Origin of the sequence: Mucilaginibacter boryungensis (assembly GCF_015221995.1) — a bacterium.
In the GTDB taxonomy this organism is placed as follows: Bacteria; Bacteroidota; Bacteroidia; order Sphingobacteriales; family Sphingobacteriaceae; genus Mucilaginibacter; species Mucilaginibacter boryungensis.
In genome coordinates this window covers 223,615-248,297 of record NZ_JADFFM010000002.1, presented here as the reverse complement: position 1 = coordinate 248,297, position 24,683 = coordinate 223,615, and the positions used below count along the sequence as shown (strand labels likewise).

At 42.6% G+C, this 24,683-nt stretch carries 20 protein-coding genes; 16 read left to right on the top strand and 4 right to left on the bottom strand.

The genetic code is table 11. The annotated features are described in order from the left end of the window. Nucleotides 1–142: 142 nt before the first annotated feature. The gene (gene hemW / locus IRJ18_RS13930) at nt 143–1,264 is read right to left on the bottom strand and encodes a radical SAM family heme chaperone HemW (protein ID WP_194106931.1); all 1,122 of its coding nucleotides are present in this window, start codon (nt 1,262–1,264) and stop codon (nt 143–145) included. Nucleotides 1,265–1,442: 178 nt separating this feature from the next. Here hemW and IRJ18_RS13925 point away from each other — a divergent pair, with 178 nt between their 5' ends. The 8 genes from IRJ18_RS13925 (at nt 1,443) to porN (ending at nt 11,524) form a co-directional block, all read left to right on the top strand. Continuing rightward, nucleotides 1,443–3,041, top strand: coding sequence for a DUF3943 domain-containing protein (locus IRJ18_RS13925; protein WP_194106930.1), 1,599 nt, complete (start codon nt 1,443–1,445; stop codon nt 3,039–3,041). A 171-nt stretch (nt 3,042–3,212) separates the two neighbouring features. Further along, nucleotides 3,213–4,649 (top strand): cardiolipin synthase, encoded by a 1,437-nt coding sequence (gene cls, locus IRJ18_RS13920; protein WP_194106929.1) that lies wholly within the window; start codon nt 3,213–3,215, stop codon nt 4,647–4,649. A 96-nt stretch (nt 4,650–4,745) separates the two neighbouring features. Next, nucleotides 4,746–5,708 carry a DUF4271 domain-containing protein gene (locus tag IRJ18_RS13915; RefSeq protein WP_194106928.1) on the top strand — a complete coding sequence of 321 codons (963 nt, stop codon included), beginning with the start codon at nt 4,746–4,748 and terminating at the stop codon, nt 5,706–5,708. A 32-nt stretch (nt 5,709–5,740) separates the two neighbouring features. Further along, a complete protein-coding gene (locus IRJ18_RS13910; protein WP_194106927.1) occupies nt 5,741–6,499 on the top strand; it encodes a uroporphyrinogen-III synthase in 759 nt (252 codons plus the stop codon). A gap of 284 nt (nt 6,500–6,783) precedes the next feature. Further along, nucleotides 6,784–8,103 (top strand): T9SS ring complex lipoprotein PorK/GldK, encoded by a 1,320-nt coding sequence (porK, locus tag IRJ18_RS13905; RefSeq protein WP_194106926.1) that lies wholly within the window; start codon nt 6,784–6,786, stop codon nt 8,101–8,103. Nucleotides 8,104–8,173: 70 nt separating this feature from the next. Next, the gene (porL, locus tag IRJ18_RS13900; RefSeq protein WP_194106925.1) at nt 8,174–8,971 is read left to right on the top strand and encodes a type IX secretion system motor protein PorL/GldL; all 798 of its coding nucleotides are present in this window, start codon (nt 8,174–8,176) and stop codon (nt 8,969–8,971) included. A gap of 47 nt (nt 8,972–9,018) precedes the next feature. After that, a complete protein-coding gene (porM, locus tag IRJ18_RS13895) occupies nt 9,019–10,539 on the top strand; it encodes a type IX secretion system motor protein PorM/GldM (RefSeq protein ID WP_194106924.1) in 1,521 nt (506 codons plus the stop codon). Nucleotides 10,540–10,546: 7 nt separating this feature from the next. Beyond that, nucleotides 10,547–11,524: a type IX secretion system ring subunit PorN/GldN gene (gene porN / locus IRJ18_RS13890; protein WP_194106923.1), complete on the top strand. Its 978-nt coding sequence runs from the start codon at nt 10,547–10,549 to the stop codon at nt 11,522–11,524. Between the two features lie 193 nt (nt 11,525–11,717). Here porN and uvrC read toward each other — a convergent pair whose 3' ends face one another. The 3 genes from uvrC to porW form a co-directional block, all read right to left on the bottom strand. Continuing rightward, the gene (gene uvrC, locus IRJ18_RS13885) at nt 11,718–13,523 is read right to left on the bottom strand and encodes an excinuclease ABC subunit UvrC (protein WP_194106922.1); all 1,806 of its coding nucleotides are present in this window, start codon (nt 13,521–13,523) and stop codon (nt 11,718–11,720) included. A gap of 101 nt (nt 13,524–13,624) precedes the next feature. Further along, complete coding sequence (locus tag IRJ18_RS13880; protein WP_194106921.1) at nt 13,625–15,868, bottom strand: transglycosylase domain-containing protein; 2,244 nt, start codon at nt 15,866–15,868, stop codon at nt 13,625–13,627. Nucleotides 15,869–15,871: 3 nt separating this feature from the next. Continuing rightward, a complete protein-coding gene (gene porW / locus IRJ18_RS13875; protein WP_194106920.1) occupies nt 15,872–18,673 on the bottom strand; it encodes a type IX secretion system periplasmic lipoprotein PorW/SprE in 2,802 nt (933 codons plus the stop codon). 72 nt (nt 18,674–18,745) lie between these two features. On the opposite strand from porW, the gene IRJ18_RS13870 reads away from it, so the two are divergent. The 8 genes from IRJ18_RS13870 to atpG all read left to right on the top strand — a co-directional run bounded on the left by IRJ18_RS13870 (nt 18,746) and on the right by atpG (nt 24,589). Continuing rightward, a complete protein-coding gene (locus tag IRJ18_RS13870) occupies nt 18,746–18,967 on the top strand; it encodes an AtpZ/AtpI family protein (protein WP_194106919.1) in 222 nt (73 codons plus the stop codon). Beyond that, nucleotides 18,964–19,350, top strand: a complete 387-nt coding sequence (locus IRJ18_RS13865; RefSeq protein ID WP_194106918.1) for a hypothetical protein — start codon at nt 18,964–18,966, stop codon at nt 19,348–19,350. The genes IRJ18_RS13870 and IRJ18_RS13865 overlap by 4 nt, the downstream gene beginning before the upstream one ends. A gap of 32 nt (nt 19,351–19,382) precedes the next feature. Beyond that, a complete protein-coding gene (atpB, locus tag IRJ18_RS13860) occupies nt 19,383–20,447 on the top strand; it encodes a F0F1 ATP synthase subunit A (RefSeq protein WP_228072864.1) in 1,065 nt (354 codons plus the stop codon). A 56-nt stretch (nt 20,448–20,503) separates the two neighbouring features. Next, nucleotides 20,504–20,746, top strand: a complete 243-nt coding sequence (gene atpE, locus IRJ18_RS13855; RefSeq protein ID WP_194108238.1) for an ATP synthase F0 subunit C — start codon at nt 20,504–20,506, stop codon at nt 20,744–20,746. A gap of 108 nt (nt 20,747–20,854) precedes the next feature. After that, entirely contained in the window at nt 20,855–21,349 is a 495-nt protein-coding gene (gene atpF / locus IRJ18_RS13850) for a F0F1 ATP synthase subunit B (RefSeq protein WP_194106915.1), read from the top strand. A gap of 81 nt (nt 21,350–21,430) precedes the next feature. Next, nucleotides 21,431–21,985, top strand: a complete 555-nt coding sequence (atpH, locus tag IRJ18_RS13845) for an ATP synthase F1 subunit delta (RefSeq protein ID WP_194106914.1) — start codon at nt 21,431–21,433, stop codon at nt 21,983–21,985. A gap of 37 nt (nt 21,986–22,022) precedes the next feature. Next, nucleotides 22,023–23,597 carry a F0F1 ATP synthase subunit alpha gene (atpA, locus tag IRJ18_RS13840; protein WP_194106913.1) on the top strand — a complete coding sequence of 525 codons (1,575 nt, stop codon included), beginning with the start codon at nt 22,023–22,025 and terminating at the stop codon, nt 23,595–23,597. 107 nt (nt 23,598–23,704) lie between these two features. Beyond that, nucleotides 23,705–24,589, top strand: a complete 885-nt coding sequence (gene atpG / locus IRJ18_RS13835) for an ATP synthase F1 subunit gamma (RefSeq protein ID WP_194106912.1) — start codon at nt 23,705–23,707, stop codon at nt 24,587–24,589. Nucleotides 24,590–24,683: the final 94 nt, after the last annotated feature.

Genomic DNA, 24,683 nt, shown 5'->3' with positions numbered 1-24,683 from the left:
AAGGCAATTTTAGTTAACCAAAACTTCAGTTATGCTATAGATAACATCAATTTTACACTATTGGAGCACGAAATTTTTTAATAGGTTATAACGTTGTTTTATAATGAAATGCCATACCGATGCAGTATAGCCAATTACAACATTAAAAAAACAACTCGCCCGCTATATGGTCCGCGTATAGTTTTCCGCTTTGGGTAAGCGTTAAAATTCCTCCATTCTGAAACAACCAGCCTTTATCAAAAAACAGGTGTGCCTCTTTTAACAATAGGTGTTTTGTGCCCGCGGCAATGTTTTCTAATTTATTTAGGTCAAGCCCCCACATGGTCCGCAGGGAAGTCATAATGTATTCGTTCAGGCGGTTCTCTTCGGTTAGTATCTCGGTTTCGGCAGGCACAAGGCCGGTAGCTAATCCGGCAAGGTATTTGGCGTTATTGGGAATATTCCATTGCCGGGTATCACCGTTAAAGCTATGTGCCGAGGGGCCTATGCCCAGGTATTTTACACCACGCCAGTAATTGGTGTTATGGCGCGAATATTGGCCGGGTTTACTAAAGTTGGATATCTCGTAATGCTCAAAACCCTGTTGCTGCATCGCGTCCATTAGCATTATAAATTGATCGGCGCTTTGCTGATCGCTTACGGGCGGTTGCTTTTTATTTTTAATGAATGATGCTAATGCCGTACGTGGTTCTACCGTAAGCGAATAGGCGGATAGGTGCGGCACTTCCAGCGCGAAGGCCATAGCTGTATTTTGTTGCCATTTAGCGTCCGTCAACAAGGGGTAGCCGTAAATCAGGTCGATGGTGATATTCTCAAAACCAGCATCCTGCGCGCGTTTTACCGATGCTTCGGCTTCATGACTGCGATGGGCACGGTTCATCCATTGCAGGTCGTCATCAAAAAAAGATTGTATCCCTATACTGAAACGGTTTACAGGTGTCTGGCGTAAAGCCTGTATGGCTTGCTGGTTCAGGTCATCGGGATTGGCTTCCAGCGTTATTTCAGCATTCGCAGCCACTGTATGTAAACCGGTTATGGTATTAATGATCTGATCGATCTCCTCTGCTTTGAGCAAAGATGGCGTACCGCCGCCAAAGTAAATGGTTTCAATGGTTTCATTATCAAGGTAATTCTTTTGCAAGCGGATCTCTTTCAAAATAGCCTGCACCATTTCATCGCGGTATTTCAACGAGGTGCTGAAATGAAAATCGCAATAATGACAAGCCTGTTTACAAAAAGGGATGTGGATGTAGATGCCGGCCATTATAAATTAATATCGATTGGTATGCAAACATGGGGATAATAGTTAATAAACGCTATCAGGGGCAAACAATTACTTATAATTTATAGTTCCCTTTTTACTGGTGTTGATTGCCGGCAAACGGTTTATCCACATAGTTTAAGTGCTGATGGCGTAATAAATTCACTAATAGGTAAGTATCATGTATCCTAATACTTTTACTAATGGCCCGGTTTCATATCTGCTTCGCAAACAAAAGGCATTAATGTGTTTAACCATCCTGTTAATTACATGTAATTGCTTATTTGCTCAAATAAAGCCACTGGCAACCGATACCATTGTACCGGGACAAGGGGCCCGTAAGCAGCAATTGAAAGAGATAAAAGAAACCAAAAAGAAATTACTTACCGACTCTGTGAACGAGCCTCCAAAAAGCCCGTTGATAGATACAACCATCCAAAATAAATATGGCGATTTACTGAATGACGATCCGAAGTATAACCTGAAATACCCTATCTGGAAACCGGCCGTTGAAGTTGTAGGGATAAATGCATTCACCTGGTCGTTAGACAGGTTTATCCTTAACCAGGATTTTTCGCACATTGGCCCAACAACATGGAAATATAATATACAGCAAGGCTGGGAATGGGATTCAGACCGTTTTGGTATCAATTTCATTGGGCACCCATATACCGGGTCTATGTATTTTAATGCAGCGCGTTCGCAGGGCTACAACTATGTGCAATCCATCCCTTTTGCAATAGGCGGCAGCCTGATGTGGGAATACTTTGGCGAGAATACGCGCCCATCTTATAACGATGTGATCAATACGCCCCTTAACGGCGCCTTTTTGGGCGAAATTTTTTACCGGTTAAGCTCGAATATTTTAGATGACCGTACTACAGGCGGCGAAAGGGTATTCAGGGAAATTGCTGCGGGTCTTGTTGATCCGGTTAGGGGACTTAACAGGCTGTTACAAGGAAAATCTTTTAGAAAAACCACTAAGGAGGTATACCAGAAAGAACCTCTTAATATCACCATGTTTACCGGGGTGCATAAAATTAACGTAGATAATAAAACGGTTTTTGGTAAAGGGCCTACCGAGATGCTGTATAACCTGCAGCTTGACTATGGAAACCCCTTTGAAGAACGGTACCGTAAACCATTCGACTTTTTTAGGCTACGTACTGAGTTTAGTTTTGGCTCGGGCCGTAAGTTGTTGGATAATTTAACCGGTTACGGGATATTGATAGGAGATAATACCCATTGGGGTAAGTTATCTATGCTATATGGCGCTTTTCAGTATGACGATTATTGGGACAACAAAACTTTTGAGTTAGGTGCACTTGGTTTTGGCGGTGGCGTATTCACTAAATATCCAATAAGCAAAGCAATTAATGTTTATACCAATGCTCATTTTGCATTGGTGCCTTTAGCCGGATATAGCACCCGCTTTGGGCCGGATACCTCGCAGGTTAGGGATTATACCTACAATAATGGTATGGAAGCAAAGGTTGAAAGCACCATAAATTTTGGCAAATATGCCAGTGCATCGCTGGTTTATTACTATTTTTTGCTGCACACCACAGTTGGTGCGGCAGGTATCAATCATATGAGTATTTTAAAACCCCGCATAACCGTACAGATAATAAAAAATGTGAACTTAGGGTTTGAACACTTTATCTATTACGATGACAGGTATTTAAAAGGCCTCCCGGGAATCCATTCTGTACGGACCGAACAAAAAATATTTGTTTCGCTTTTTCTTGAAGACCCACAACGCAAAGGGCGCTATAATTAATTGAAAATAAGCATTAAAAAACCGGGCAAAATCAGACCGGGCGCATAAAAGTATCTCCAGCTATGCAAAGTGGTAGAATGCTTTCGGCATTTGTTTCTTATATTCATCCGCAGTTATTTTATAGGCACAGTTGTGCACAAACCTTAGCCCATTACCGCAAATAAACCTAAAATGCATTGGTATATCCTCACCGCTTTATATGTTCTGCTGGTTGTTTTTGTTTGTTTGAAGGTGTTGTATGATATCCGTTCGACCAGTAAAACATTTGCTTACCTGCTGGTGGTTATTTTTTTACCGGGAATTGGTATCATCATATATTTTGCTGTTGGGGCCAATTATCGTAAAAACAAAATTTATAGTAAAAAGATAATCAACGACAGTAAATTACTTGATGATATACGAGAAAATATCAAAAATGAATCTGAAAAAGCATGGAACAATGGCAACCCCCAGGTAAAGCGGCATCAAAAACTGGCACGGCTGCTGCTTAGGGACAATAGTCCGTTAACAGGCAGTAATACCGTTAAGCTACTGCTGAACGGCGAAGAAAAATTTCCTGAAGTGATCAAAGCATTGCAAGCAGCAAAGCACCATATCCATATGGAATACTACATTTTCGAGAATGGGGATATCGGCAATCAGATTAAAGATATTTTAATTCAAAAAGCGGCCGAAGGGGTGGCAGTCCGCTTAATTTATGATGATTTTGGCAGCCGGTCTATACGTAAACAATTTGTACAGGAACTGATAGACGGCGGGGTGGAGGCTTATCCGTTTTACAAGATATGGTTCATTGCGCTATCTAACCGTACCAACTACCGTAACCACCGCAAAATTATTGTTATTGATGGTTGTACCGGCTTTGTAGGCGGGATAAATGTGAGTGACAGGTATATCAATACCGGTAAAAAGCAGGTGTATTGGCGCGATACCCACGTAATGATCAATGGCCCGGGGATGGCCTACCTGCAAAATGTTTTTATTTGCGACTGGAACTTTTGCGCCGGTAAGCGATTGCCTATAGTGCCCGAGTATTTTTGCACTAAAAAAACAAGCGGTAAAGCTATTGTACAAATAGCCGCCAGCGGCCCCGACTCGGACACGCCCACCATTATGTTTTCCTTGCTGGAAACTATTGCCCTGGCGCAAGAGGAGTTATTGATCACCTCGCCTTATTTTATACCAGGCGAAAGTGTGCTCGACGCGCTTTGTATTGCAGCAATGAGTGGGGTTAAGGTGAAATTACTGGTACCGGCTGTAGCCGATTCGGCTTTGGTTAATGCTGCCGCGCGGTCTTACTATGGCGAGATCCTGGCTGCCGGCGCCGAGGTTTACCTTTATCAAAAAGGGTTTGTACATGCCAAAACCGTTGTATCCGATGGGCAGTTGGCCATTATTGGCACCGCCAATATGGACCACCGTAGCTTTGAACTCAATTTTGAGGTAAACAGCCTCATTTACGATAATGAGATTGCCGGTCAGTTACGCGATGTATTTTATAACGACCTGAAAAACGCGCGCCAAATTAACCCTAAAACCTGGGCCAGGCGCACTATGTTTAAACAATTGCCCGAAAAGTTGTGCAGGCTGTTGTCGCCGCTTTTATAAAGGGTTGGTCCCAAAATCCTATAAATTCTGCCGGGGGCTATAAAACAGTAAAATATTAAGGTATTTTTGTAAAAATTTAAAGGCTGGTAGTAGCGTATGCGATTAATTGTGCTGTGTTTTGTTTGTTTGATGTTTTATCTGCAGGCTTTCGCCTTTCAGGATACATCGGCACTTAGGCGCCCGGATACCAACCGTTATAACCAGGTAAACGTAATAGACTCGGTTGCGGCTGCTATGGCGGCACGGCAAAAATTTGTGGAAGATTCGCTTTCCATGCAATATATCCGCTACCCCGATTCGACCCGTGTAAACATGTTTGCCGTGCAAATGATGCACGATACCACCCTTTTTTATACAGGTTATGGGTTTCTTGATATCCATTTAAAAGCTAAAAGTGTAGTGCGCGAGGGTAGCGCAAGGGTTAAACGCGAGCAGTGGACCATTGGCATTATTATATTGCTGCTGCTGTATGCAGGTATCCTAAACCTGGTAATGGATAAGGATATTGAAATTGTTTTTCGATCGTTCTATAATAAACGGTCGGTACAGGCAGGTAAAGAAGAAAGCTTACTAAATTCGCGGGCCTTTATAGCGCTTTTTGTACTGTTCGGGTTAACATCAGGGCTGTTTATTTACCAGGTATCAGCCGCGTACGATAAATTTTACAGTATAACAGGTTTCCAGTTGTTCGTATCATTATCGGTAATAATTGTGGTGCTTTTCGCGCTTAAGTTACTGGTACTAAGGTTTATTGGTTTTATTTTTAACGTTAACAAGGTAGTGGGTGAATATATCTCCATCCTGTACCTTACCTACTTTAATATCGCCTTTGTTTTTTTACCGTTAACGCTTTGTTTTTGCTTGCTGCCCACACAATATAGTAAAGCGATATTAATTGTGGCGCTTATTTTAGCCATTGTGGTTTTTGTTTGGCAATACCTGCGCAGCAGTGTAAACATAATTTCGAATTTTAGATTTCATAAATTTTATTTATTTATCTATCTTTGTGCCCTCGAAATTTGCCCTGTTTTAATATTAATAAAGGCACTGAATATATAGTACTTAAGGTAAATAGTTAGAACGATTATAAGTTGGAAGATAGAAAGAAAAAGGTAAAAAGCATATTGGTTACCCTGCCCAAACCAGAGAACGACAAGAACCCATATGCCGAACTGGCAAAAAAATACAATCTAAAGATTGATTTTCGCTCGTTCATCCACGTAGAGGGGGTACCTGCAAGTGTTTTCCGCAAGGAAAAAATAAACCTGGCCGATTTCACCGCGGTGATCTTTACCAGCCGTAACTCGGCCGATCATTTTTTCCGCATTTGTGAGGAAATGCGTTTTGAGGTGCCTGTGGAAATGAAATACTTCTGCTTAACAGAAAATATAGCATTATACCTTCAAAAGTATATCCAATACCGTAAGCGTAAAATATTTTTCGGCAAACAAACAGCTGCCGATTTAGCTGAAGTTTTGAAAAAGCACAATGCCGAAAAGTTCCTGTACCCATGTTCGGATGTGGCGGCCGAGGAAACCCAGAAATTTTTGCTGGATAACGGCTACAATTTTACCCCGGCGGTATTATTCCGCACCGTTTGCAGCGATCTTTCCGACCTGCGCGAGGTGTTTTATGATATTATCGCTTTCTTTAGCCCCTCAAGCATACAATCATTATATAAAAACTTCCCCGATTTTCAGCAAAACAATACCCGTTTAGCTGCATTTGGCGCCACAACGCACAAAGCGCTACTGGAGGCTGGCCTGATATTGGATATACCTGCACCTACGCCTAACGCCCCGTCTATGACAATGGCTATTGAACAATACATTAAGCAGGTAAACAAATAATAAATAATTGATACATTGGCACTTTGTGCCAATTTTTATATAAATTACAATAGCCGAAACTTTATTTCGGCTATTTTCGTATAAAGCTTATTTCGGATTCAATACGAATACCATTTGAGAAAAATTAAAGTAAAAGAACCAATGTGCAACAAAAAGTTGTTTATTTGGTTATTATAGCAATAGTGTGTTTATTACAAAAACATTTTTGCAATTTAATTACTCAAAAATTAATATATTCGAAGACTAATTAAGACTATTGTGGATTTAACCGATTTGAATAAACGATGAAGCAGATATACTTTCTATTGGTGCTATTGGCTTGTGGTGTGATATACGGTTGCGGGTCAACCAGTGATAGCAGGGGGGAACTTAAACCTCCTCCGCGCAAAGCTTTTCGTGCTGAAATACCTTATGGGATGGTTTATATCCCTGGCGGCTCATTTCTGATGGGACAGACTGATCAGGATGTAACCTTCGCGCAAATTACCCAGAACAAACAGGTTACCATTCCTCCATTTTTTATGGACCAGACCGAGATAACCAATAGCCAATATAAAATGTTTGTGAATTGGGTGCGCGATTCCATAGCCATCACCAACTATTTAAACGACGATAAATATTATTACAAACCCAAAGGTGCGGCAGCTAATCCTAATGGCCGTAAATATATCGACTGGGCTAAAGTGCAGCGTATGCCTATATGGAGCAACACTTCTCGTGGAAAAGCCAATCCAAATGCGTCGAAATTACAGGGGATGTTTTACCAGGGCGACGACCGCGTGTTTGATCGTGACGAACTGGATGTGCGTATGTTAAAATACAATTACAGCAGCCTTTCACTGCGTGAAGCTGCCAACGGTCGTAACGACAAGACAAAAAAACGTTCGGACTTTATTTTACGGGATACTGTTCCTGTTTACCCGGATACATTGGTTTGGTTAAGCGATTTTTCGTACGCCGCTAACGAGCCAATGGTGCAAGGATACTTCTCGCATCCGGCTTACCGGAACTATCCTGTTGTAGGTGTTACCTGGCGCCAGGCTAATGCGTTTAACAACTGGCGCTCACGTTTTAACGATGCTTATAAAGATAAAATAAAACAACCCCACCGTCAGCCCTATGCGCTGCCTACGGATGCCGAGTTTGAATATGCGGCACGTGGTGGCCGTATCGGTACCGATTATCCATGGGGAGGGCCATATATTAAAAACGCCAAGGGATGCCTGATGGCCAACTTTAAACCTGGCCGTGGTAACTATGCTGATGACGGCGGATACTATACCGTAAACGTACGCTCATATTTCCCTAACGATTATGGTTTGTATAATATGGCTGGTAACGTAGCCGAATGGACAAATTCGGCTTATGACGAATCTGCATCATCGTTTGTGCACGATTTGGCCCCAACGTTTAATTACAATGCTAAATCAACGGATCCTGAAGTGGTGAAAAGGAAAGTGATAAAAGGCGGATCATGGAAAGATATCGGCTATTTTCTGCAAAACTCATCCAAATCATTTGAATACCAGGATTCTGCAAAATCGTACATCGGTTTCCGTAGCGTAACCAGCTATCTTGGCCGTGATATTAAAGACAAACGATAACCTTGTATCAATAATCAAAAATTAATCATTTTTTTAAAACTCTTTTTCTAAAGGACCATTTAAATCTATTATGGCAGGCAAAAAAAAACCATTCGGTCTTGGTAACGTAATTTCAATTGGCGCTACCGTTGTTATTGTTGGATTGTTATTTAAAATTCAGCACTGGAATTATGCATCAACCTTTATTACCGTGGGCTTAGGGGCCGAAGCAGTATTGTTCTTGTTAATTGGAGTGTTTCAAAGAGAAGATGTAGATATCGACTGGACGCGTGCCTATCCTGAATTGGCCGAGGATTATAAAGGTGAATTAAAAGAGCGCTCAGTTGGCGGCGGGTCTGGTGTTTCAAGTACTGCGGCATTAGATAAAATGCTGGCCGATGCTAAAATTGGTCCCGAACTGATTGGCAGCCTGGGCGAAGGGTTACGCACCTTTGGCGATAAAGTAGCCAATATTTCAAAAGTAGCCGACGCCGGCGCTGCAACTAATGAATTTACAGCAAGTATAAAATCGGCCACTGCCAGCTACCAGGGTTTAAGCACTGCTTTTGATAAGGCATCGGCTAATCTTGTAGAAATGGCTAATTCAAATATTGATTCAAAAGCCTATCACGATCAAATAAATAACCTGGCCAAAAACCTATCGGCACTTAACGCGGTATACGAACTGGAGTTGCAGGATTCAAGCGCCCACCTGAAATCAATGAATAAGTTTTATTCAAACCTTTCTTCAACCATGCAAAATTTCAATGAAAGCATGGAAGATTCAAAACAGTTTAAAGAAGAAGTGGGCCGTTTAGCTAAAAATCTGGCATCTTTAAACGCGGTGTATGGCAATATGCTATCGGCTATGAACCAGCCACGTACTTAATATTAGTTTTTCGATAAATAATTTAGAAAAAAGAAATTTTATAGCAGATGGCCGGAGGTAAAGAAACCCCAAGACAACGAATGATCGGTATCCTATACCTGGTACTTTTAGGCTTAATTGCGTTAAACGTACCGGATAGTTTACTTGATTCATTTAGAAATATAACTAATAGTTTAAATCAGTCTACAAACAACGTAAGCACCAGTTTAGAGAGCACCTATGCCGCTTTTAAGGCTACTAAACTTAAAGAGCAACCCGAAAAAGCCCGGATGCTGTTAACAAGGGCTGAAGCGGCAAGCAAAACCGCTGCCGAACTAAACACATATATTGAAAAGCTAAAAGCAGAGCTAACTGCAGCAGGCGGCGGGTTTAATCCCGAGATTGGTGATGTTGATGCCAGGGATAACCTTGATATCTCTCCGCGTATTATGATAACCAATAAAAAAGCTGATGTACTACGGGATAAGATATTAGAAACAAGAAGTAAGCTTATTAAGCTGTTAGACCCAAAAGATCAGAAAGTAGCAAACTTTTCATTGAATATAACTGAACCTGTACAAAGGAAAGGCACACCCACCAAAACATGGCAGGAAGCTTATTTTGGCGATGGTATTCCGTTAGGGGCTACCTTAACCACACTTGCTAAAATACAAGCGGACAATAAAAATGCGGAAAACGAGGTGGTAAAAAAGATCTTAGGTAAAATAGATCAGGCACAAATTACTTTAAATGAATTTGTACCTGTTGTAGCTGCGCCAAGCAGTTATATTATACAAGGTCAGCCTTATACTGCTAAAATATATTTAACAGCTTACGATTCGCACTCGAACCCAACGATAACTGTGGGTGGGGCATCTGTGCCAACAAGCGGTGGTGTAGGTACTTTTACAACTATTGCCAGTGGCGAAGGTGTGCATACCATAACAGGTAATTTAAGTGTTAAACAGGTTGATGGTCCTAATAAGAATTATCCTTTTACAACTACTTACACGGTATCGCGCCCATCGGCTGTAGTATCGCCCGATAAAATGAATGTATTTTATATTGGTGTACCTAACCCGGTATCAGTATCTGCACCAGGTGTACCAAAAGAAAGCATCCGCGTAAATATTGAGGGCGGCGAGATATCTGGTTCGGCCGGTCATTATATAGTAAAAGTAAGGTCTATAGGTACATCTAAAGTTACGGTTACAGGCGATAAGGGAATGGTGTTAGGTACAGCTATGTTCCGTACTAAACGTATACCACCACCTAAAGCAGTATTTGCCGGCAAAACCAGCGGTAGCACCAGTGCAGCTAACCTGAAAGCACAGGACAGAATATTTGCCAGACTGGACGGGTTTGATTTTGACGCCAAATTTAATGTTACACATTTTACATTGGTAGTTGCCAAGCCACGCCAGGATGTAATTATAAAAACAGCTTCGGGTAATGTACTGAGTGGTGAAATGCATTCAGCCTTAAACACCATAACCCCGGGATCGACAGTAGTATTCAGAGATATTACAGCTGTTGGCCCCGACGGTGTGCAGCAGGAAATTGACCCTATAGTATTCTCAGTTAATTAAGAGGTATATGAAAACGAAACTTTTAATTATTTTGCTTTGTACACTTAGCGTTACAGCATTTGCACAAAGGCGTACTGCGGCTAAAAAAGGCGCGGGCACTAAAAATGGAGCTGTTAAAAAACCGGCGGCCACACCGGTTAATACACCACCAGTGCAACAGCCATCGGTAACAGATACCACTAAAAAACAGGCAGCGTTACCGGCAAAACCTTTTGACCGCCCGCTGGATGGTTACTTCAAAAAAACCAATATCCTGGCTGCTAAGGTAACCCCATATGCGCCATTACGTGAAGCCGACATCGTATTCCAAAAACGTGTTTGGGAAGAGTTTGACCTGCGGGAAAAAGCAAATACCTACATGGCGTCGCCAAAATCACGCCTGATTGATATTTTAATGAGCGCTATCGACGCTGGTGAGTTAACCGCTTATGATCCTATCCCAAGCAAAGATGACCCGGATGGCGATGCTTTTTCGAAACCATTAAAACCCGGTGAAGCAAAAACCAAACTGGCCGATAGTTCATTAGTAAGTAAAGTAGATACCGCGGGAAATGTTATCAGTACCGCACGGGTAGCTGGTGAGTTTAACCCGGATAGTATTGTTAGATACCGTATTAAAGAGGATTGGATGTTTGATAAACAGCGTTCGGTTTACGAGGTACGCATTATCGGTATCGCCCCGCTGATCAAGCCAAAAGTTGCCGCCGGCATTGATGCCGACCTGCAACCTGCCTTTTGGATCTATTTCCCTGAAGCACGACAGGTGCTGGCTACCAAAGAAGCGATTAACCGCGATAACGATGCCACGGGATTAAGCTATGACGACGTGTTTATGAAACGCCTGTTTACTGCCTATGTTGTTAAACAATCTAACAATAAAGACGAACGTATTAAGGATTATGCGCAAGGGATAGATCGTTTGTATGAATCGCAACGCATAAAGAAATCCCTGATGGATTGGGAACTTGATTTGTGGCAATATTAAGTTAGTGATTAGAGATTGGTTAATAGAGATTAGCCCGATAGAAGAAGCCCCATGATGTATCATGGGGCTTCTTCATTTTACTTAATGTCATTTCGAACCAGAGGGAGAAATCTTATACGAATGACAAGTATTCCGTATAAGATTTCTCCTCGTACCTCGTTCGAAATGACAAAAAATTAGGCTTGTTTTTCTGTCATTGAGCTTGCGCCTGCGCAAAATAAGCTTTAATTGCTTTAGCCTGTTTTAAATTCACCATTTCCAGCAGTTCCTCTTCGGTAGCTTCTTTTATCTTTTTAACCGATTTGAAATACTTTAACAGTTTATCAGCAGTTGCTTTGCCAATGCCAGGGATAATATGCAATTCGGTAACCAGCGTGCCTTTATCACGTTTTTTGCGGTGGGCGGTAATACCAAAACGGTGGGCTTCATCGCGTAGTTGCTGAATGATCTTCAGCGTTTCCGATTTCTTATCCAGGTACATAGGGTATTGATCGCCGGGGTAAAAAAGTTCTTCCAGGCGTTTGGCAATACCTATAACAGTTACCTGCGTTTCTATCCCAAGCAATTTTAAACTTTTTAATGCCGATGATAGCTGGCCCTTACCACCGTCGATAATGATCAGTTGGGGCAGTTCCGTACCTTCGTCCAGCATGCGCCTGTAGCGGCGGAAAACGGCCTCTTCCATGGTGGCAAAATCGTTAGGACCCTCTACTGTTTTAACATTAAAAAAGCGATAATCTTTTTTAGATGGTTTAGCATTTTTGAAAACCACAATAGCCGAAACCGGGTACTTGCCCTGGAAGTTTGAATTATCAAAACATTCAATATGCCGCGGTAATTGGTTCATGCGCAAATCTTTCATCATCTGCGTAAGCAGGCGGTCAATGCGCACGTCGGGGTTTAGTTTTTCGTATTGGTCTATCCGCTCGGTTTTAAAGAAGATGACATTCTTTTGCGATAGATCTAACAACTTCTTTTTCTCGCCAAGCTTCGGCACCGTAAACCTGATGGATGGGTCATCCAGTTCTATTTCAAACGGTACAACTATCTCGCGCGAGTGGCTGTTAAAGCGTGTCCTGAATTCAGTGATCGCGAAGCTAAGAAGTTCCTCGTCACTTTCATCCAGTTTCTTTTTAAGCTCGATAGTTTGGGTTTGGGTAATGGTACCATTCATTACCTTCAGGAAGTTTACAAAGGCGTACTTTTCTTCAGAAGCGATGCTGAATACATCAACATCGGTAATAGATGAATTAACTACCGTTGATTTACTTTGGTAGTTCTCCAACACATCAAACTTGCGTTTTAAACGGTGTGCAGTTTCAAAATCAAGATTTGCCACCGCGGCTTCTATCTCGCTTTTTAAATTACGTACTACCGCGCCGGTTTTACCATTAAGGATGTTAATGATCTCCTCGAGGTTATGGTTATAATCATCTTCCGACTGGTAGTTTTGGCAAGGGCCCTTGCAATTGCCCAATTGATATTCCAAACACACCTTAAATTTCCCTGCATCAATATTTTGCCGGGTTAACGGCAGGTTGCATGTGCGCAGGGGGTAGGTTTCGCGTATAAGGTTGAGGATGGTGTGCATCATACCTACCGAGCCGTAGGGCCCCAGGTACTTAGAGCCATCGCGGATGATCTTGCGTGTCCAGAATATGCGCGGAAAATTCTCGTTTTTAATAATGATCCACGGGTATGTTTTATCATCCTTTAGGTTGATGTTATATCGCGGCTGATGTTTTTTGATCAGGCTGTTTTCCAGCAACCAGGCATCAATCTCGGTATCAACCAGCGTGAAGGTAATATTACGTATTTTAGATACCAGCATGCGGGTTTTGCCGTTATGCTGAATGTCTTTATTAAAATAGGAGGCTACCCGGTTACGCAGGTCTTTAGCCTTACCAATATACATCAGCTCGTTATTGCTGTCCCAGTATTGGTAAACGCCCGGTTTATGCGGTATTTTCTTTAAAGCTTCCCTGTAATCAAATGTCATTGGTCATTTAGTCATTGGTCATTAGTCAAATCATTGTTCATTAGTTTGAGTTAGATAAGACCAAATGACTAATGACAGCAAAGCGAAATGACTAATGACTTTTAGAACCCTAATTTCTTATCTGGTGCGGCAGGCGAGGTTTGCTGCTGCTGGTTATACACACTGCAGTCGGTCACAATATCTACATTTTCAGGTTTCACAAAGTCAACGTTCTTTTTAATGCCCAGCGCCGGGTTCGCATATACCTTTTGCATATACAATGCAAATATAGGTAATGCCGAGTTGGCGCCTTCACCCATACGGGTGCTCCGGAAGTGGATATCCCTATCTTCGCACCCTGTCCATACACCGGTAACCAGTTGCGGGGTGATACCGATAAACCAACCGTCGGAGTTATCGTTGGTGGTACCCGTTTTACCGCCGATGGGGTTAGTTAAACCATACTTCCAGGTGAGGCGTGTGCCCGTTCCTTCCTGTATAACGCCTTTTAACATATAGGTCATTACATAGGCGGTCTGTGGGTTCAGTACCTGTTTTACACCGGTATGATGGGTATATAGTATATTGCCATTTTTATCTTCAATCCGTAACAAATAGGTTGGCTGTGTCCATATACCCTGGTTTGCAAATATGCCATAAGCCCCGGTCATGTCAAAAATACTGGCATCAAATGTCCCCAGGCAAATGGAAGGATAAGGCGGTACATTTGTAGTAATACCTGCTTTTTTTATTAATTGCATTACAGGTATCGGTGTAACATCTTTCATTACGTGTGCGGTAACCCAGTTTTGCGACCGTGCAAGTGCTGTACGCAAAGTGATCATTCCCGGTACGGTCTCACTGGGACTTGAACGCGGGCACCATGCTGTGCCATCATAATAAATAGTATCGGGCACATTGTTAATTTGCATGCACGGCGAATAACCCGCTTGCTCTATAGCAACCGCATAGGTAAAAGGTTTAGCTGTTGAACCCACCTGCCTTGCACCCTGTACCACCTGGTCGTACTTAAAATGCTCGAAGTTGATGCCGCCTACCCAGGCTTTAATATAACCGGTAGTTGGGTCCATGCTCATCATGGCGTTGCGCAGTAATAATTTATTATACACAATAGAATCGATAGGCTTCATTACCGTATCGATCTTTCCTTTCCAGGTAAACAGCTCCAAGGTATCAGGTGTATTAAAGTTCTCCTGTATCTCGTCGTCGCTCATGTTTTGCAGTTTCAGCGATTTATATCTGTCCGATAATTTCATTCCACGGTCTAACAGTGATTTGAAAGTGGGTATACTTTTATATAAGTTCACCCCTTTCCACTGACCGTTAAACTGACCCTGCAGGTCGCGCATGTATTTAGCTTGCGCTTCTTCTGCATACTGCTGCATTTGCGGGTTAATGGTAGTATAAATTTTTAAGCCGTCACGGTCAAGATCGTAAGGTGTGCCATCCGATTTGGTGAACCCGCCATCGGCCAGGATTTTTTGAATATCTTTTTTAATAGATGCCCTGAAATACGGCGCAATACCCTCGTTATGGTCTATCCTGTGGAATTTCAGGCCTAAAGGTTTTGCCTGGTATTCCTGTACCTGGCCTTCGGTTAAAAACCCCTCGGTTGCCATACGGGCCAATACAAAATTGCGGCGGTGCAAAGCATTATCGGGGTGGCGGATAGGTGAATATAAGCCGGGGCCGTTTACCATAGCAACAAGTACGGCTGCCTGGTCGGGTGTTAGTTTATCAGGTGTAGTACTGAAGTAAGTTTGCGCCGCAGATTTGATACCATAGGTATTATAAGCGCCAAAATCAACCGTGTTAAAGTACATAGTGATGATCTCGTCTTTGGTATAATGCCTTTCCAGCTTTACGGCAGTTATCCATTCCTGCATTTTTTGGACGAAGCGCTTTAACTTATTATGCGCCCTTTCATGAAATAAATTTAAAGCCAGCTGCTGCGTAATGGTACTACCGCCTTGTTTTTTACCCACAAGGTTATACAGCACAATAGTGAACATACGGCTAAAATCGACACCCGAGTGATTGTAGAAACGGCTATCTTCTGTAGCCACCAGTGCATTTACCAGGTTTGGCGATAATTGTTTATAGGTAACCGGGGAACGATTTTGTATGTAATAACTACCCAGCGGCGTATGCCCGTCATCGCCTATAACTTCAGAGGCCTGGTTGCTTTTAGGGTTTTCCAGGTCGCGGAAGGTTGGCAGTGCGCCGAACAGGCCCATGCCCACTGAAACAAAAAGCAGAATTAATATAACGAAACCACCAATAACCACCTTCCAAATATTGCGGTTATATCTTTTTATATCTTGTTGCGTAAGCTTAACAGTCATGTGCTAATAGGTTTTTTGGTAGAAGTCAATATAGCTATCTAACGTTTTTTTGTCGGCTAATTTATCCAGATTTTCCTTGGTTATGATAAAAAACGTGTATTTATCTGCCGGCACCTTCATTATCTGGGGCATTAAAGGAATAATGGCACGTGCATATTCCTTTACAGCACCCAGACTATTAAAGCGCCCGATATATATCAACTGGTTATCATTGCCCACGTTTGTTAACTGGTGCGATATAGTACCGCCCTGGTAATTAGCCCGGTTAAATTGCCCGATACCAAAACGCGACGATGATAAATTAGTTGTGCCCGTGGCTACATTTATCACAAAGTAATAATTAGTGCTATCGCGCAGGCTGAAGATGCTTTTTACAACCGGCGGTTGGTTGGGCAAAGGTGCAGTGTTTGCTTGTGGGGCAGTTACGGGTTTATTATTGCTAACTGCTGGCGTAACCTGCGGCTGTACCGGCTTATTTTGCAATGCCGGTTTATTCTGTAGCGGTGCCTGGGCAATTGTTTGTTGCTGTACGGTTGCCGGGACAAATGGCTCTTCGTTAGGGTCGTTATCCAGCAATGCAAATTCGCGGGCGCTCATTTTTTCCTTATTGGCCTCGATATATACAATGTGCTGGTTAACCAGCGGTACAATTAGCTGATCGGATGGGTATTTTGTGGTAATGGCCAATAGCTCATCTTTAAAAGGCGCATATTTTTCCTGGTGGCCGTTGGCAATGGTGCGCAGGTAAGCCAGTTGGGCGGCCAGTTTGTTGTTAGGATATATCTGTAATAAGCTGTCGGCTTTAGTAACTACAGCGGCATATTTGCGTGCAGCATACAAATCGTACACCTGATTGTACAGCGCGTTAAATTCGGCATCCTTATCATCCATACGGCGGCTGTAATCGGGATCTAATATTATTTTTGCGTATACAGTGCCTGAAAAATCTTTTAATAGCAGGTTTTTATAGATATCGGCTTTGGCAACATCACCCGTTTCGCTGTATAAGCGGTACAGGTTATAATATATAGCAGGTTTATTTGGGTCGTCGGGGTAACGCGACAGGATGGACAGGTACGATTCAATAGCTTCTTTCTTATCATCCAAAATATCGCGGTAAAAGCCTGCTATATCTACATAGGCATTATAAATACGCTGATTTGACTGTGCCAGCTTTTGTGCATTTAGCGGAAGGTTATCGATCAAACTTTGGCGGTAGTTCCCGGCTGATACCTCATTTATTTTTTGCTGAACAGGCGAGGTCACTGCATCGGGATCTGTGTTTTGAGAGAAATTGGTTGAATTAGCAGTAGCATCGCCGCCAATGTGTTTGCTGCGCCGCCAGTTATCTTCCAGTTTACGGTTACCCCAAACCCGTTTAAAATCGGCGTAGCCTTGCCCAACGGCGGCAGAATTATAAAAGTAAAAGCTGCTTGTCCCTGCCGCTGTAGCCCGCCCGCCCGATACATTATTGAAACTGTTGTTCAACGGATCGGGGCCTGCGCTGTTGGCTGCGGCCTGCAATTGCAAAGTATGGCGCGTCACCATTTCATCAATGCGGATGTTGCGTTCTTTTTCATCCAGTTTGGCCAACGTTTGTAGAGTGTCTTCGTGACCAATGATCTGCAGCCTATCGGCTAATATTTGCAAGTTGTTGCTCTTCTTTTGTATCTGGGTATAATTAGGGTAGGTAGGCGATAGGTTGGTTAGCGTGCTGTCATAATACTTTTTCGCCTGTACATAGTTGTTATTGTTTTTAAAGCTGATATCGGCCAGGCGCAGATAGGAGAGCCCTTTCTGGTTTTGGTTCTTAGTGCTGTTGCGAATAGATAGCTGCAGGTTTTTTACTGCGTTAGGGATATCATTATCGGCCAGGTAAAGCAGCGCCATTTGGTAATATATTTGATCAATGAAATCTTCGTTCTTATCATCGCGCAGTAAACGCCTTAACCTTTCCATGCGGGTAAGGTTGCGGTTGGCCCGGCTATCTTCTAAACGGATGCGGTTCAGGTCGGCGTTAAAAGCCATCTCGAACGATGCGTTGCTTTTTACCACATGGCTATAATTTAAATAAGCATCCTGCGGCTCGTTGTTTAATTCCTGCAACTGGGCCAGTATAAAGGTCCAGCGCAAGCGCTGCCTTTTATTATTGGCATATTTTACCGCCAGTTTGGCCATGCTTTCAGCATTCGTATATTCGCCGGTGTGGATATAGTATTGTAAGGCGATAGCATAAACATCGGCAGTAATGTTCTTTTTAGGATTAACATTTTTCAGCGCCGAATCAATAAGCAGTTTAGCCTGCGGCATTTGGTTAAGATACATAGCAGACCGCGCCTGCCAAACCCGTGCCTCCTGTACCAGGTCTTTCTGTTTAGGGAACGATAAGGTTACATATCTAAAAAACTCAATTGAGTTGAAATAATTGCCATATAAATGATTGGCCTTACCCAGCAGCAGGTAAGCATCACCAATATAATGGCTTTGTTCTTTTACACTGATGATGGTATTTGCTTTGGTAATAGCGGCATCAAGTTCCTTGTCTGCCGCAGCTTTTGCGTGGGCGGTGGTATCCTGGTAAACGCTCAGTATCTCGTCATAAGCATCAACGTATGATGTTTCATAGATCTCCTGCTTTTGGCGCAGCAGTTCGTTGGCGTTGAATAAAATGTTGTAGTGCGCGGTAAGGTTTTGCAGGCTACGATTAAGCCCGCTTTCTTTTTCAAGGGAGCAACCAGCCAACAGCAAAACAAAAAACACTAACCCAATTTGTGGTAAACTATATAATGCAGATACTCTCCTCAAAGCAATATTCGCCTATTTTAAAAGCAACGCTAATTTACTAAACATTATGCAATAGGTTTAATAAATTTGCACATGACTAAAAACGAACAGGATAATTTAGGCAAACAGGGTAACAGCTACGCCAAATTTACCGGCCTGGCTTTCCAGATGATCGCCATTATAGGCATTATGGCCTACGCGGGTTATAAAATAGACCAGCATGCCGGGCACCAAACCAAATGGGTAACCGCGGCAATGTCACTGGCCGGGGTGTTTATTTCCTTATATCTTGTTATCAGATCTGTAAAAAGTTGAAACTATCAAACACTATTTTGCGCTACCTGGTATTTGTGCTGGTAATAGCCATACCCCCGGCAATAATGATATATACCGGGCAAACCGAATATATTATTACTAAATTTTGGTTATTATTTGGTTATTTATCGGCTTTAACGCTAATGGTTATTATTACGGTGCTTACTGTGCAAAAAAATAATAAGGAATTATATGCCCCGTCCTTTTTAGCGTCAACCACGGTTAAGATACTGGCAACGCTGTTTTTTGTGCTGTTTTTTCTGCGGAAAAACCCCGTAAACCGCTTCGCTTTTGCAGGCGATTTTTTTTATGTATATTTCTTAAATACGGCCTTTGAAGTTTATGGTTTGTTGCGTAACTTGCGCAACCAAAATTTAAGGTAGAAAACTTCATTTAGATGTATAACGGCTCGATTTTGAACTTAAAAAATTTTAAACTTTCGCTATTTTCTGCGTTTTTTGTGATGCTGGCCCTGTTTCCGGTTCTTGGTTTTGGCCAGGAAAAAACTGCCGGCGAGCCTAAAAAAGAGGTAGACACCAAAGACATCATTTTCGAACATATCGGCGATTCGCACTCGTGGACAATGTTAGGCGAGCATGCCTTACCATTACCTATTATTTTATATACTGATAAAGGCCTGGAAATATTTTCTTCGGCAAAAATAAAGTCGGAAGGTGAAGAAGCGCCATTGCACGTTTATCAGGGCAATCATTACAGCTATGCTTTAGAAAAAGATAAAGTAAAAGTTGTTGACGCGGCAGGTAAAGTGGATGAGGCGGCGACCAAAAAAGTATGGGATTTTTCTATCACCCGTAACGTAGCCAGTATGTGGATGGGGATGATCATCCTGATCCTGATCTTCGGCAGCATATCATCAGCCTATAAAAAACGCCAGGGCAAAGCGCCTAAAGGTTTACAGTCGTTCTTAGAGCCCATTATCCTTTTTGTGCGCGACGATGTGGCTATCCCTAACATTGGCGTAAAGCATACTAAATACATGCCTTTATTGCTAACTATATTCTTTTTTATACTAATAAATAACCTGCTTGGTTTGATCCCGATTTTTCCGGGTGGTTTTAACCTTACAGGTAATATAGCGGTAACTTTAACCTTATCGGTTATTGTATTAATAGTAATAAACTTTAGCGGTAACAAATATTACTGGAAGCACGTTTTCGCACCAGATATCCCGCTATGGTTATACCCAATTATGGTTCCGGTGGAAATTATCGGTATCATATCTAAGCCATTCGCGTTGATGATACGTTTGTTCGCTAACATTACCGCGGGCCACATTATTGTGTTGAGCTTAATATCGCTGATTTACATATTTAAAAGTATGTGGATGGCTTCAGTATCAGTTCCGTTTGTAGTATTTATGGACTGTATTGAGTTACTGGTGGCTTTCCTGCAGGCGTTCATTTTCACCATGCTTTCAGCCTTATTTATAGGCATGGCTGTTGACGACCACAAGCACTAATTTGAATTATTAATTATCTATATATACACGTTTTAAATTAACAAACAATGACTGGAATGATCGGAATGATTGCAGAAGCTGCTACAGCTGGTGTTGTAAACCTAAGCAAATTAGGCGCTATCGGCGCTGGTTTAGCGGTTATCGGTGCTGGTATCGGCATTGGCCAAATTGGTGGTAAAGCCGTTGAAGGTATTGCCCGCCAGCCAGAAGCTGCTTCTAAAATCCAAACCAACATGATCATTGCTGCAGCCCTTGTAGAAGGTGTGGCTCTGTTCGCGGTGGTAGTTGCATTGATGTAATCTTTTAAGGTTACGTAAAAACAAAATATGTATCCCGGAGCGGTTGGCTCCGGGCGACATATTTTAGAATTAAAGAAATTGAAAATTTAATATATATCTGAAAAGAGTATGGACATTGTTCAACCCGCGATAGGCTTAATTTTTTGGACGCTGATATCGTTCGTTATCCTGTTATTCATTTTAGGAAAATTTGCCTGGAAACCAATTTTAGGCGCCGTTACCGAACGTGAGCGTTCTATTGAAGAAGCCTTATCGAAAGCAGAGGCTGCTAAAGATGAGATGTCGCGCCTGACTAACGAGAACGAAGCTTTGTTAAAGAAAACATTGGCCGAGCGTGATATGATCTTAGCTGAAGCAAAGCAACTGAAAGACCAGATTGTAGGTGAAGCCAAAGAAGCTGCGCAAACCGAAGGTGCCCGCATGATAGAAAATGCCCGCATTGAAATTAACAATCAAAAAGCCATTGCTTTGGCTGATGTGAAAAACCAGGTAGCCAGCCTTTCTATTGAAATTGCTGAAAAAATATTACGCAAGCAGTTTGAAGATGCCCACAAGCAGGATGAACTGGTGAGCGATCTATTAAAAGAAGTGAAATTGAAATAAGTTCTAAGTCTTGAGTCCTGAGTTCTAAGTTTTCTTTGCACTCATTACTCGAAACTCATAACTCTCAACTAAAAGAAGAGAATGTCTGAATTAACAGTTGCCACCAGGTACGCCAAGTCGCTGATAGACCTTGCACAGGAGCAGAATGCCCTTGATGCGGTACGCGAGGATATGGCATTTTTTGTAAAGACCCTGAAAGCCAGTTCAGAGCTGCAGGCTGTTTTGCGCAACCCTATCATCGCGCATACAAAAAAGAAAAGTATCCTGCATGCTATTTTTGGCGAGAAGGTGAGTAAAGTTACCGTATCGTTTTTTGATATTATGGTGAACAAAAGCCGCGCGGAAATATTGTTTCCAACCGCGCTTGAATTTGTAAACCAGTATAATGTGATCAAAAACATTATCAACGCCAGTGTGGTATCGGCCACTCCGCTATCAGCAGAAAATTTAGAGAAGCTGACCGCTGAGGTGAAAGAAGTGACCGGTGGTAATGTAATATTACATACCAAGGTTGATCCTGAGTTAATTGGTGGCTTTGTATTAACCATTGGCGACCGCCAGATTGATACCAGCGTAAGCACCAGTTTAAAAACAATTAAGAAAGATTTTGCCCAAAAGGTAATAACCCGTGGGTAGTACAATAAATTAAAACTAACACAAAATAAAGTAACAAATGGTAGAGGTTAGACCAGACGAAGTATCGGCAATTTTGCGTCAGCAACTGTCGGGCTTTAAGTCAGCAACTGAGTTAGAAGAAGTAGGCACGGTATTGCAGGTGGGCGATGGTATTGCCCGTGTATACGGCTTAACAAAAGTACAATCAGGTGAGCTGGTTGAATTTGAAAACGGACTGCAAGGTATCGTATTAAACCTTGAAGAAGATAATGTGGGTGTAGTATTGCTGGGTGCTTCAGAAGGTGTAAAGGAAGGCGATACTATTAAACGTACTAATAAAATTGCCTCTATTAAAGTTGGCGAAGGTATGCTTGGCCGTGTGGTAAACACACTGGGCGAGCCAATTGACGGTAAAGGCCCTATTGCAGGCCAAACCTATGAGATGCCTTTAGAGCGTAAAGCGCCAGGCGTTATCTACCGTCAGCCGGTTACCGAGCCTTTACAAACCGGTATCAAAGCTATCGACGCGATGATCCCTATCGGCCGTGGCCAGCGTGAGTTGGTTATCGGCGACCGCCAGACAGGTAAAACTGCGGTTTGTATCGATACCATCATCAACCAAAAAGAATTTTACAACGCAGGCCAGCCTGTAATTTGTATATACGTGGCTTGCGGCCAGAAAGCATCAACCGTTGCGAACATCGTTCGTACACTGGAAGAGAACGGCGCTATGGCTTACTCAATTGTAGTAGCCGCTAACGCTTCTGACCCTGCACCAACCCAGTTCTTCGCGCCATTTGCGGGTGCTGCCATTGGCGAGTATTTCCGCGATACCGGAAGGCCTGCTTTGATCATCTATGATGATCTTTCTAAACAAGCAGTTGCTTACCGTGAGGTGTCATTGTTACTACGTCGTCCACCGGGCCGTGAGGCTTACCCTGGTGACGTATTCTACCTGCACAGCCGTTTATTAGAGCGTGCCGCTAAGATCAACTCTAACGACGCGATAGCACAAGCGATGAACGACTTACCAGAGTCTATCAAAGGTATCGTTAAAGGTGGTGGTTCGTTAACCGCGCTGCCAATTATCGAAACACAAGCTGGTGACGTATCGGCTTACATCCCAACCAACGTAATTTCTATTACTGATGGCCAGATCTTCTTAGAGTCGAACCTGTTTAACGCGGGTGTTCGTCCGGCTATCAACGTAGGTATTTCGGTATCACGTGTAGGTGGTAACGCGCAGATCAAATCAATGAAGAAAGTAGCAGGTACCCTGAAACTTGACCAGGCACAGTTCCGCGAGTTGGAAGCCTTCTCAAAATTCGGTTCAGACCTTGACGCTTCGACCAAAAACGTAATTGATAAAGGTGCCCGTAACGTAGAGATCCTGAAACAAGGTCAATACTCACCGGTATCGGTTGAAAAGCAGGTAGCTATAGTTTACGCAGGTACTAAAAACCTGATGCGTAACGTGCCTGTGAATAAAATAAAACAATTTGAAGCTGAATATACCAGCCAGTTAGAACTGCGCCACCCTGAAGTGTTGGCAGGCCTTAAAGCCGGTAAACTGGATGATAATATCACCAACGTACTGGAAACAGTAGCTAAGGAATTATCAGGTAAATATTAATGTGCGGATATGCAGATGTGCGAATGTGCAGATGCTATCTTCATGAATTAATTAACGAATAAGTCAATTTGCATATTTGCATATAAGCACATTTGCACATTTAAAACATGGCTAATTTAAAAGAAGTAAGAAACAGGATATCGTCGGTAAGCTCAACGCAGCAGATCACCAAGGCTATGAAAATGGTTTCGGCGGCTAAGTTGAAACGTGCTACCAACGCCATAGTAGCTTTGCGCCCTTATGCCACTAAGCTTAAGGAATTGCTGGGTAACCTATCGGCAAGTTTGGAAGAGGGTTCATCGCCGTTTTTGCAGGAGCGCGAACCGGTGCGTGTGCTGGTGATTGTGGTAACATCAAACCGTGGTTTGGCAGGCGCATTTAATGCTAACGCTATCAAAACTGCGAATAACCTGATCGCCGAGAAATACAGCACGCAGTTAGCTGCCGGTAATGTATCTATCGTATCTATCGGTAAAAAATCGCAGGAGTTTTACGAGCGCCGCAAATACAACGTAATTGGTAACAATAACGACGTATACAACGATCTGAATTTCATTAACGTTTCGAAAATAACCGAAAGCGTGATGGAAGGTTTTCTGAAAGGCCAGTACGATAGGGTAGAACTGGTATATAATCAATTCCGCAACGCCGCTGTGCAGATTTTGACTACTGAACAGTTATTGCCGGTACCGAAATCGGAAGCCAGTAAGGTAGCCAAAGCCCCAACTGTTGATTATATCCTTGAGCCATCGCAGGAAGAAATTGTTCAGCAACTGATCCCTAAGAACATTAAGATCCAGGTATACAAAGCGGTGCTTGATTCTTACGCATCTGAACATGGTGCCCGTATGACAGCCATGGATAAAGCAACTGAAAATGCCGGCGACTTGTTAAAAGCACTGAAATTAGCTTACAACCAGGCCCGTCAGGCGGCTATCACTACCGAGCTGACCGAGATTGTGAGCGGTGCGGCAGCGTTATCAAACGGTTAATAATTATAATCTTAATAAATCCATTAGCCTCTCCTGCAAAGGAGGGGCTTTTTTATACCCCTTTGTGGCTTTAACTTAAGCCACTTAAATATTA